General features: G+C 72.1%; 10 protein-coding genes. 6 read left to right on the top strand and 4 right to left on the bottom strand.

Annotation, left to right across the window (positions count from 1 at the left end):
• A partial coding sequence (locus E1294_RS48555; RefSeq protein WP_425465284.1) for a hypothetical protein occupies positions 1-204 on the bottom strand: 204 nt, incomplete at its 3' end.
• A gap of 200 nt (positions 205-404) precedes the next feature.
• Between E1294_RS48555 and E1294_RS48550 the strand changes: the two genes are divergently transcribed.
• Both E1294_RS48550 and E1294_RS48545 read left to right on the top strand, forming a co-directional pair.
• Positions 405-1,274, top strand: a complete 870-nt coding sequence (locus tag E1294_RS48550) for a CPBP family intramembrane glutamic endopeptidase (RefSeq protein WP_165977905.1) — start codon at positions 405-407, stop codon at positions 1,272-1,274.
• A 121-nt stretch (positions 1,275-1,395) separates the two neighbouring features.
• A complete protein-coding gene (locus E1294_RS48545; protein ID WP_132519012.1) occupies positions 1,396-4,371 on the top strand; it encodes a WD40/YVTN/BNR-like repeat-containing protein in 2,976 nt (991 codons plus the stop codon).
• 60 nt (positions 4,372-4,431) lie between these two features.
• Here the strand turns inward: E1294_RS48545 and E1294_RS48540 are convergent, their stop codons facing one another.
• A complete protein-coding gene (locus E1294_RS48540; RefSeq protein ID WP_132519009.1) occupies positions 4,432-4,827 on the bottom strand; it encodes an NUDIX hydrolase in 396 nt (131 codons plus the stop codon).
• Positions 4,828-4,847: 20 nt separating this feature from the next.
• On the opposite strand from E1294_RS48540, the gene E1294_RS48535 reads away from it, so the two are divergent.
• The 4 genes from E1294_RS48535 to E1294_RS48520 are packed head-to-tail and all read left to right on the top strand — an operon-like array spanning position 4,848 to position 8,484.
• Positions 4,848-5,528 carry a DUF6758 family protein gene (locus E1294_RS48535; RefSeq protein WP_342775158.1) on the top strand — a complete coding sequence of 227 codons (681 nt, stop codon included), beginning with the start codon at positions 4,848-4,850 and terminating at the stop codon, positions 5,526-5,528.
• Between the two features lie 52 nt (positions 5,529-5,580).
• On the top strand, positions 5,581-6,306 hold the full coding sequence (locus E1294_RS48530; RefSeq protein ID WP_165977904.1) for an MBL fold metallo-hydrolase: 726 nt from the start codon (positions 5,581-5,583) through the stop codon (positions 6,304-6,306).
• A 54-nt stretch (positions 6,307-6,360) separates the two neighbouring features.
• A complete protein-coding gene (locus E1294_RS48525) occupies positions 6,361-7,266 on the top strand; it encodes a RecB family exonuclease (RefSeq protein ID WP_132519003.1) in 906 nt (301 codons plus the stop codon).
• 42 nt (positions 7,267-7,308) lie between these two features.
• Positions 7,309-8,484: an MFS transporter gene (locus E1294_RS48520; RefSeq protein ID WP_132519000.1), complete on the top strand. Its 1,176-nt coding sequence runs from the start codon at positions 7,309-7,311 to the stop codon at positions 8,482-8,484.
• On the opposite strand, the gene E1294_RS48515 is transcribed toward E1294_RS48520, so the two are convergent.
• Together E1294_RS48515 and E1294_RS48510 are read right to left on the bottom strand one after the other, a co-directional pair.
• Entirely contained in the window at positions 8,435-9,346 is a 912-nt protein-coding gene (locus tag E1294_RS48515) for an oxygenase MpaB family protein (protein WP_132518997.1), read from the bottom strand. The two genes, E1294_RS48520 and E1294_RS48515, sit on opposite strands and share 50 nt — an antisense overlap.
• A gap of 13 nt (positions 9,347-9,359) precedes the next feature.
• Entirely contained in the window at positions 9,360-10,250 is an 891-nt protein-coding gene (locus E1294_RS48510; RefSeq protein ID WP_132518994.1) for an alpha/beta fold hydrolase, read from the bottom strand.
• Positions 10,251-10,457 lie beyond the last annotated feature (207 nt).

Here is a 10,457-nt window from a genome sequence, read left to right as displayed (position 1 = left end):
GGGCTGGGCGGTGTTCGTCGCCGCGGGGGATGACTCTGTGGTGTTCTCCTGCGCGGGGGTCGTCTCCTCCGTGGAGGGCGCCTCCGCGGCAGTGCTGGCGGCCGTGTTGTCGGCCGCGGGTGCCGCGTTGATGCTGGCGACACCGAGTCCCGCGGCGAGCACCGCGCCCGCCGCGAGGGTGATGACAGGTCCCAGCCTTGACATGGACTGCTCCCAGGGTCGATTGCCTACGACCCCGAGCATCCGCCTAAAAGAGCGCGCCGTCTGTGAACTATTGCGCATCAAGCGGACAGAATGTATGGATGCAGGAAAACCCAGGGTCCCCATTCCCATACGGCGCACCGCCCCCGCCGCAGCGTCAGCCCTGGTTCCTGCCGGCGCCGCAGGGAGCCCGCTACGACCACATGGCCAGGACCGCCGCGTCCCATCCGTGGCGGGCGATCGTCGGGACGCTCGTCATCGCCGCCGGGTTCTTCACGCTCGGCCTGGTGGTGGTGCTCGCGGGCATGGTGGTGGCGCTGCTCACCGGCATCCCGTTCACGATCGAGCCCAGCGGGCAAATGTCGGGCAATCCGGAGTTCTCTCTGGTGGTGCTGCTGCTGTCGCTCGCGCCGATGATCCTGCTCGTGCTCGGCACGGTGGCGCTCATCCAGCGCCGCCGCCCCGGCACGCTCTCGTCCGTGGCCGGTCGCTTGCGCTGGTCCTGGATGGCGCGCTGCGCGGGGCTGGCCGTCCTGGCGCTGGCGGCCGGCCAGGGCACGCAGATGCTCGTCATGTCGGCGTCGGGCAAGAGCGGCGAGATGTTCGGCTGGGCCGGTTGGGAGGGCTTCCTGCCCGCGCTGATCGTGATCGTGCTGCTGGTGCCCTTCCAGGCGGCCGCCGAGGAGTACATCTTCCGCGGCTGGTTCCTGCAGGCGGTGGGCGCGCATGTGCGCAATCCGATCTGGTCGATCCTCATCGGGGCGGCGTTGTTCGCGTCGTTGCACGGGTATCAGCCGGCCGGGCTGGTCGACGTGTTCGTGTTCGGGGCGGTGATGGGATGGCTGACGGTGCGGACAGGGGGTTTGGAGGCGGCGATCGCGCTGCACGTCATGAACAACGTGCTCGCGTTCGGGTTGAGTGCGGCGGCCGGCAGCCTGGAGGAGGCCCTCGACCAGCCGAATGTGCCGGTGCCCTGGCAGGCGCTGCTGGGGACCGTGGTGCAGCTCACGGTTTATGCGGGTGGTGTGTTGTATCTAGCCAAAAAGCGGTCAATAAGCACTGTCTCTGGATAAATCAGGCGTGGGGTGCCGGGAATCTCGCTAGAGAGGTCTCGCTATTCCGGCTGAGTCATGCTGGTCTGGATCCTGTGGGGACGGCGAGGGTTTCCCGGAGGTAGTCGTTTCGACCGTTCCCATGCCTGGACACGACCCGATCCGGACGACCAGATCGATCGACGAGTTCGACCCGTACGACACGTTCGACGAGGAGGTACGGCGCGTGGCCTCCGGCCCCAGCGAACCGCCACGGCGACCGCCGGGTGACGACGACCCGCGTTCTGAGGGGGCGTCGGAACCGCATTCTTCTGAAGAGCCCAGGATCAGCCATGCGCCGCCAGGGCCCACCGACGACCGGGCCAGGGGGTTACCGCTGGCGTCACCCTGGGACATGCCGCCGTTCGCCGCCCCCGTCCCGGACGACGAGCCACCGGAACCGTCCAAAGGGCGCCGGCCGTACAGCTCGCCGACCGCGGAGCCCGAGGTGGAGCCGCGCCGCCGCCCCCGCCGCGTCGTCAACCGCCCCGACAAGCTCGTCGCGGGCGGCCCGCCCCCCGATCCGGAGCCCGGCGAGGAGGAGGCCGAGCCTTTCCAGGGCACCCGCATCCCCCCGTACGTCCGGGTCTACCCCGTCGAGGAGCCCCCCGAGACCGAGCCGGTGCCCGAGCCGCGGGAGGAGCACCCGGAGGAGGGCGAGCCAGAGGTGCGGCGCGTCGGACGGCCACCCGCGGGACGCCCCACGCGCCCCGACCTCCTGGTCGCCACCGGACCGCCCCGCCCGCAGGGGTCGAGCGGCAGGCACCACAGGGGCCCGGCGCCGGCCGCCGTCCGCAGGGCGGGCCCCGCACGCCGCGGCAGCAGGGCGACCCCCATCGTGCTGACCGTGGCCGCCGCGGTCCTGGTGGCCGCCGGCGTGCTCGTGTGGCAGTGGAGCGGCGACGAGGCCCCCGGCCTGCGCCTGGAGGCGGGCACCGGGCGTTCGGGTGACGAGTTGTTCACCGTCCCCGCCTCGGGCGACGGCGTCAACCAGAAGCTCAACGACATGGCCTCGGCGGGCCGCGCGGTGGTGGCGGTCGGCAGCGACACGACGAGCCCCACGCCGCGCCCGCTGTTCCTGTTCTCGCCCGACGGAGGCAAGACCTGGCAGCTCGGCCAGGTGAAGGGCGTCTCCTCGCCCACGGTCCAGCGGGTGGTGGGCGGCGACGGGCGGTGGCTGGCCAGCGGCGGCGACGGCCTGTCGGGCGAGCGCGGCCTGTGGACCAGCACCGACGGGTTCAGCTGGACGGCCGTAGAGGAGCCGGGTGGGGCCGCGTTCCGGGCCGGTGACCACATTCACGACATCGCACGGACGGCCTCGGGCTTCGTCGCGGTGGGGCGTACGACGGGGGAGGACGGCGGGTCCGGGCCCGCGGCCTGGCGCTCGAACGACGGCGCAGCGTGGGAGCGCATCGAGACCAGGGGGCTGGAAGTACGGGAGATCAGAGCCGTGGTGGCCAAGGGCGACACGGTCGTGGCCATCGGGCAACCCGCGGTCGGCGAGGGATCGCGGGTGCTGCGCTCGGCCGACGGCGGGCGTCACTGGCAGGCGACCGGCTTCCAGCTCCCCGAGGCCGTGCCGCGCACCGGGACGCTGGGCATGCTGCCCGAGCAGTTCGTCCTGGTGCCGACGCGGCAGCGCACGGTCACGGGTGACGTACGCGTCTACTGCTCGCCGACAGGGGCACAGTGGGAGCAGTGCGGCACCATCGGCGGCCTGAGCGGCGAGAGCCCCGGCGTGGAGGCGCTGATCTCCCACAAGTCAGGCGTCGCGGCGATCACGCAGGCCGGCCTCGGCAGGTACACCGTGCTGACCAGTACGAACGCGCGCGACTGGGACAAGCGGGCCGACTTAGCGGACCTGCGGGGGGCGACGCTGCGCGGGTTCACGATCTCCGACGGCGGCACCCTGTTCGCCGGCGGTGACCAGGCGGCGTCCGACGTCGACAACCAGCTCGTGCTCATGGCCGCGCCCCCGCGCGGCGAGGCGGCGCGCGTCAAGCTCGGCGAGGTCGAGGGCCTGTCGCGGATCGCGCGCGAGACGACCGCGCTGACCAGCTTCTCCGGCAGGTACGTCGCCGTCGGCTCGGCGTCCGGCGACGCCGGTCTGTGGACGATCAAGAACTGGCAGAGCTGGAAGTCGATGAGCCTCGGCGGGCCGGGCAGGCAGTCGCTGGAGGACGTCACGCATGGGGAGCGGGGCTGGCTGGCGGTCGGCGCCACCGAGTCCAACGTCGCCGCCACCGACCCCCTCCTCGTCACCTCCGCCGACGGCGAGAGCTGGAAGAGGCTTGACATCTCCGGCGACCTGGCACGCGACAAGGACCACCCCTCCCTGACGACGCACGTGGTGACGGCGGGCGAACAGGGGTACGTCCTGGTGGGCGAGTCCAAGGACCAGGCGGGCGTGTCGAGCGCGGCCATCTGGTTCACCCCTGACCTGCGCAAGTTCACCAGGTCGGAGAAGCTGCCGCACGGCGGCTCGGGTGTGCGCATCCACGACGCGGTCGCCAGTTCTGACGGCTTCGTGGCCGTGGGCGGCTCGGGCACCGCCGACCAGGAGGACAGCGTCGTGTGGCACTCGGACGACGGCGTGAACTGGACCGCTCGCGACCCGGTGTCCCCGCCCGACGCCACCTCGGCCGGGCTCCGGCGGGTCACGGCGTACCAGGGCAAGCTGGTGGCGATCGGCACGGCGCTGGTGGACGGCGCGCGGCGGGCGTTCGCGGCCGCCTCCGACGACGACGGCGCCACGTGGCGGACGGCCTGGCTGCCCGCGGAGCAGGCGGCGGCGGTCTACGACCTGGCGGCGGCCGATGAGGGTCTGGTGGCGGTCGGCTGGCACGGCGCGCCTGGCGAGGGCGACAGCACGGCCTGGACCTCGCAGGACGGGCTGTCGTGGAACCGGATGGAGCTGACGAAGGACAGGCTGGCGGGGCGGGGCATGCAGTGGTTGTCGGCGGTGGCGGTCTCGCGTGCGGACGCGTCAGGGGCGGAGGTGGTGGCCCTCGGCCGGTCCACGACGTACAACGCCGACCATCTGATCCTGTGGACCTCCAGCCTGTCCGCCAGCAGGTAGGAGCCGGGAGCCCGGCGAGCGGGGCGGGCGGCGCCGCGCGGGCCCCGGCAGGCGCTTCGCTCAGCGGGGCAGCACGCCCCAGCCTGTCAGCGCGTCGAGCAGTCCTTCGGCGAGCGGCAGCCGGGCCACCTCGTCCCTGCCGCACCACCGCACGTCCGCGGCGTCGTCACCGGCCGCGGGGGTCCCGCCGGTGACGGCGGCGAGATAGTCGCGGATCACGTACGTGACCCCGCCGGGTCCGGGGCGCTCCACCGTGCCGGCCAGGCGGCCCACCTCCACGTGCAGCCCCGTCTCCTCCAAGACCTCGCGCCGCAGCCCCGCGGCGTCGGTCTCGCCGGGCTCCAGCCTGCCGCCGGGTACGGACCACAGGCCCATGCCGGGCGGATGCCCCCGCTGCACAAGGAGAATTCGGTCAAAGGCATCCAAAATTATCGCCCCAACACAATTTACGCGCACATGACCAAGATTACGACGAGATGACGAGAACCGCCCTTGACGCAACGCCGCGAAAGGAAGCACCGTGGGTAGCTGTGAGAGCGGCTGCTACCTGCCCACGGTGCTTTGGCCGGCTTCACGAGCCGAGCGCCTGGTCGAGTGCGTATCGATGCGACACGCACGGGGATGTCTTGCCCTATCAGCCTCCATGGCCGCCGACCAGCACGGCGCTGGAGGCGATCCGCAAGAGCTCCGTGGTTCCGGTGTGGTTGCCCTGGCCGTTGCCGGCCGGCTGGCTGGTGACCGGTTTCGGCGAGGTGGGCGACCAGCGCACCGGCGGTCGCGCCAGCGTGGTCGCGCTGAGCGGGCCGTCGCTCATGGAAGGGCCGGCCGACCTGCTCGTGATCGCGGAGGAGCCGGGCATCGGGTTGGGCGCGGCGTTCGCCGGGCTCGACGGCCCCGACCCGGGCTCGGGGTTCGACGCCGGCCCGCCGAATGCCAAGATCCAGGTGCTCGGCCATCCCACGGCCATGTGGTGCGTGAACGGGCAGGCCGACCGGGCCGTCTACGCCGGCGAGGCGCTCGGCAACTGGTTGTGGACGATCGCCTGGCCGGCCGACGCCGGCTGCCTCATCGCGTTGACCGAGCTGTCGCTGATCGACGTGCGGGATCACGACCTGGATGTCCCTTTCGGTGCGTTCTCTCCCCGGCTCGAGGGATAGGACAGGCGACGGCGATTCGCGCTCTCGTGTAGACGGGCTAGAGTTCGGAGGCGTGACAGCGCGTATCGAGCGAGTGGTGACCGAAGGCGTCGTCGACATCGACGGCACCGAGCACAAGGTCGAGAACAACACCTGGATCGTGGGTGACGACGACGAAGTGATCGTCATCGACGCGGCGCGTGACGCCGAAAAGATCCTTGAGCAGGTGGGCGAGCGGGAGGTGCTGGCCGTCATCTGCACGGCGGGTCTGCCCGACCACGTCGGCGCCTCCATCGAGGTGGCCAGCAGAGACGAGGCCGTGGTCGCCCTGCATCCCAAGGACAAGCCGCTGTGGCGGGAGACCTGGTCGGAGACCTGGCCCGACATCGACATGGAGGACGACGGCGTCTTCGAGGTGGCCGACGTCCAGCTCGACGTCATGGAGACCCCCGGCGTCTCGCCCGGCGGCGTGTCACTCTACTGCGAGGGGCTCGGCGCCGTGTTCACCGGCAAGGCCCTGCAGGCCGACGGCCCCGGCAAGCTGGGCGGCGAATATCCCGCCCTGGCCGACCAGCTGACCTCGATCGGCGGGCGGCTGTTCACGCTGCCCGGCGACACGCGGGTGCTGGCCGCCCACGGCGACGAGGTCACGGTCGGCGACCTGGAGCCGCACTTCGACGACTGGGTGTCCGGGTCGCTGACCCGCGTCGACACCGAGCCCTCGGAGCTCGCCGACGGCGGCCCGCTCACCGACGGCACCAAGATCTCCGGCATCCGCCTCGGGCCCGGCGACGAGTGAGGCCATGAGCAGGGTCGGCGGGTCCCGTCCTGCCGCCTCGCGGGGCGAGGGCGGATGAACACACAGCTTCCGCTGGAAGGGATGCCGCGGCGGCTCTACTCCTGCACGCCGTCGCGGCTGAACGCCTGGCTCGACTGCCGCCGCCGTTACCGGTTCACCTATCTCGACCGGCCGCAGCCGTCCAAGGGCCCCGCCTGGGCGCACAACAGCGTCGGGGCGAGCGTGCACAACGCGCTGGCGGGCTGGTGGCGGGAGCCGTACGAACGCAGGACCCCTCTGACGGCGGCCATCCTGGTCACGAACGGGTGGATCACCGAGGGCTTCAAGGACGCCGAGCAGTCGGGCCGGTGGCTGGGCCGCGCTCGCGACCTCGTGTCCGGATATGTCGCGACTCTAGATCCTGCTGACGATCCGGTCGGCGTCGAGCGCACGGTCGCCACCCGCACCAAGGTCGTCGCCCTGTCCGGCCGCATCGACCGGCTCGACCGGCGCGGCGACGAGCTGGTCGTGGTCGACTACAAAACCGGCCGCCGCCCGCTCACCCAGGACGACGCCCGTTCGTCGCTCGCCCTGGCCGCCTACGCCATCGCCGCCTCCACGATGATGCGCACGCCCTGCCGCACGGTCGAGCTCCACCACCTGCCGACCGGCGAGATCGTCCAGTGGCAGCACACCGACGAGTCGCTCACCCGCCACCTGCGGCGCGCGGAGGAGGTCGCGACCGAGGCCGCCGAGGCCGACGAACGCTACCGCGAACTCGTGGCGGCGCCCGCGCGCAAACCCGCGGCCCCGCCAGGCGAGCGGCCGTCCATCGGGCCCGCCGCCGTGCCGGCGGAGGTCGACGAGCTGTTCGCGCCCGCCCCCGGCCCCATCTGCTCCTGGTGCGACTTCCGCCGTCACTGCCCCGAGGGGCAGGCCGCCGGGCCGGAGCGCCGCCCCTGGGACGGGCTTGCCGACTAGCCGGGTTCACCGCTCGGCGGCGAGGACCTGACCGTGAAGGGCGTGGAGCGGTTACCGGTCGCGGTGGCGCTGGGCTCGCTGTTCAACCCGCTGAACTCGTCGATGATCGCGGTCGCTCTGGCCGGCATCGAGGCCGAGTTCGACGTCGGGATCGCCGCCGTCACCTGGCTGGCCGGGGGCTTCTACGTCATCGGCATCATGGTCCCGCCGCTGATGGGAACGCTGGCGGACCGGTTCGGGCCGCGACTGGTGTTCTGTGCCGGGCTGGTGACGATGGCGGTCACCGGCGTGCTGGCCGCGCTCGCGCCCACCTACCCGGCCCTGGTGGTGGTGCGGCTCCTGCAGGCGTTCGGCAGCTGCGCCACCATGCCCGCGGGGATGGTGATCGTGCAGGCGGCGATGGCCGACGCCGACGGCAGGCCGCCGCCGCGCGTCATCGCCATGATCTCGATGGTGCTCACCGCCAGCGCCGCCACCGGACCCGTGCTCGGCGGATTCCTGATCTCCTTGTGGGGATGGCGGGCGATCTTCCTGGTCAACGTGCCGCTCGCGGCGGTCGCGTTCGCCGCCGCCCTGCGGTGGCTGCCCAAGGTGCGCGTGGACGGCGCCCGGCGGGCCTTGCTGCCGCGCCAGAACCCGCGGCTGCTGGCCACCTACGGCCAGTACGCGCTCGTCAACGTGGTCTTCTACGTGGCGTTCCTCGCGCTGCCGCTCTGGGCGCAGCGCGTGGGGGGCGTGCCCGCGCACGTCGCGGGGCTGCTGGTGTTGCCGCTGTCGGTGCTGGCGATCGTCGCGACACCTGTCGCGGTGACGCTGGCGGCCCGGCTCGGGATGCGGGCCGTGCTGGTGGTGAGCGGCGCGCTGCTGGTGGCGGGATCCTGCGCGATGCTCGCGGTCGGCCCCGTCATGCTGGTACCGGTGGTCGCGGCGCTGCTGGGCGTGGCGTCGGCGTTCAGCCAGTTCGGGCTCAACTCGCTGGTCTTCGTGCACGCGGGCGGGCGCGACACGGGCAGTGCGGTGGGCTTCTTCCAGGCGTCCCGCTATGTGGGTGCGGCCACCGCGTCCGCGCTGCTCGGCGTGCTGTTCGACGGGACGAGCCTGGACACGGGCGGCTGGGCCATGGCAGGCGTGTCAGCCGCGGTGCTGGTCGCGGGCGTGCTCGCGCCCGTCAGGCGGCCGGGGACTTCGGCCAGCGGCGGGGATCGGTCAGCCCCTTGAGCCCCTTGCTCACGTCGTAGCCCGCGGCGCCGAGCCGCTCCCTGGAGGCCCGCAACATCCGCCGCGTGGCCAGCATGAACGCACGGTCGTGCACGGGCTCGGGCAGCGCGTCCACGGCGAGCCTGAACGCCAGGAGCCCGGCCGTCACGGCCGCCGCAGGCACCTCGGGCAGCGCGCCGTACATGCGCCTGGCCCAGTCGGGCAGCGTGGAGTAACAGAGCGCGCCGAACGGGAAGTAGCCGGGTTTGCCGGGGGACAGCAGCCTGAGCTCGCGCGGCAGCCGCGGCCACATCAGGAAGCGCACGGTCGAGGCCGCCTCCTCCGTCACACGCAGGCTGGGGCGCATCTGCTTGAAGTAGGCGTCCATCTCCGCGCACGAGCCGGGCACGTCGGCGAGGTGCAGGCCGACGTACGTGGCGCTCTTGCGCTGCTCGCGCAGGTAGCGGTCGGCCTGCCGCTCGGTCAGCCCGAGCCCGCCGCGCCTGGCCACCTCGAGGTACGACGAGACCTCCGCGCAGTGCACCCAGAGCAGAAGTTCCGGGTCGTCGACCCGGTGTGTCCTGCCGGTGTCGGGATCATGGATGCGCAGGGCCCGATGGATGCCGCGCACGCGCCTGCCGATCTCGTCGGCCTCCTCCGGGCTGCCGAACGTCACCCGGCCCACGAAGTCGGCGGTGCGGCGCAGGCGGCCGAAAGGATCGTCCTGGAAGGAGGAGTTCTGCCAGACGCCGCGCATCGCCAGCGGGTGCAGCGCCTGCAACATGAGCCCGCGTACGCCGCCGACCCACATCGAGCGGTCGAGATGCACCTGCCACGTCGCGCTCTGCGGCGGCTGGACGACGATGTCTTCGATGCCCCTCATGGTGAACGCAGGATTACATGGCATTGGACCTTGTGTCCAAGTACTGTTTCTCGGCCGTGTTCCAGAACCTCACCAGCGCCGCCGCCGTCGTCTCCGGCGCCTCCACGGCGGGGGAGTGCACCGCGCCCGGCACGACCACGGAGTCGGCTCCGAGCCTGGCCGCCATGTCCGACTGCGCCTCCGGCGGCCATCCGTCGTCGTGCTCGCCGTACAGGACGAGCGTGGGCACCTCGATCTGGCGCAGCTCGCCGGTGCGGTCGCGCATGGTCAGCACCTGCTCGGCCATCCGTGACAGGCCGGTCGGCGAGTTGCTGATCAGGCGCTTGTGCAGGAACTCCCTGATCTCGTCGGACACGTCGCCGGCCAGCGCCTCGGGCTCGAACCTGTGATGCCACAGGTGCTCCAGGCCCAGCGCCGGCACCTCTTCGGTGATCTTCCTGGCGTTGCGCGCCCGCCGGCCCTCTATGGGGCCGGGACCCGAGCTCATCAGCGTGAACGACGCGAACTTCGTCACCCCGTCGATCACCGCCTCCCTGGCCACCAGCCCGCCGAAGGAGTGGCCCACCAGGTGCACGGGCTCGCCGCCGCCCACGACCTGGGCGAGCGTGTCGATGTCGGAGCCGAGCGCGGCGCACGTGTAGGCCCTGGCGTCGTTCGGGCCCGGCGTTTCGTACTGGCCGCGCAGGTCGACGGCCACCACCCGGCGGCCCGACTGGGCCAGCGTCATCAGGACCGCGAGGAAGTCCTCCTTGCTGCCCGTCAGGCCGGGGACCAGGAGTGCGGGCCAGCGCTCGATCACACCACTGACTGGAACCGCCTCCAGGACCGCGAACGTGCCCTGTGGCGTTTCGATCTTCTGTGGTGCGACGCCAGGCGGCAGGTCGAGGAATCGCGGCGTACTCACGTGGGGCAACAATACCCAGAGGTCAGCGCCTCGACACCGGCATGGTCGCGACGCCGGTGCGAGTTGTCGGAAGATACGAGCTGTGCGCGGTGCAGGGAACCGGCCCGCGTTCGCTGTCCTGAGGCCTGGTACGCCCCCAGACCCCCGTGGCGGGCGCTGAGCGCCTCCTGGGGCTGCCTGCGCAGGCGGTCGGGGCCAGGGGGAGGC

The organism is Nonomuraea diastatica, from assembly GCF_004349015.1.
Taxonomy (GTDB): Bacteria; Actinomycetota; Actinomycetes; order Streptosporangiales; family Streptosporangiaceae; genus Nonomuraea; species Nonomuraea diastatica.
Note: the sequence above shows the minus strand (reverse complement) of the source record. Positions and strands in the feature narration are given on the sequence as shown.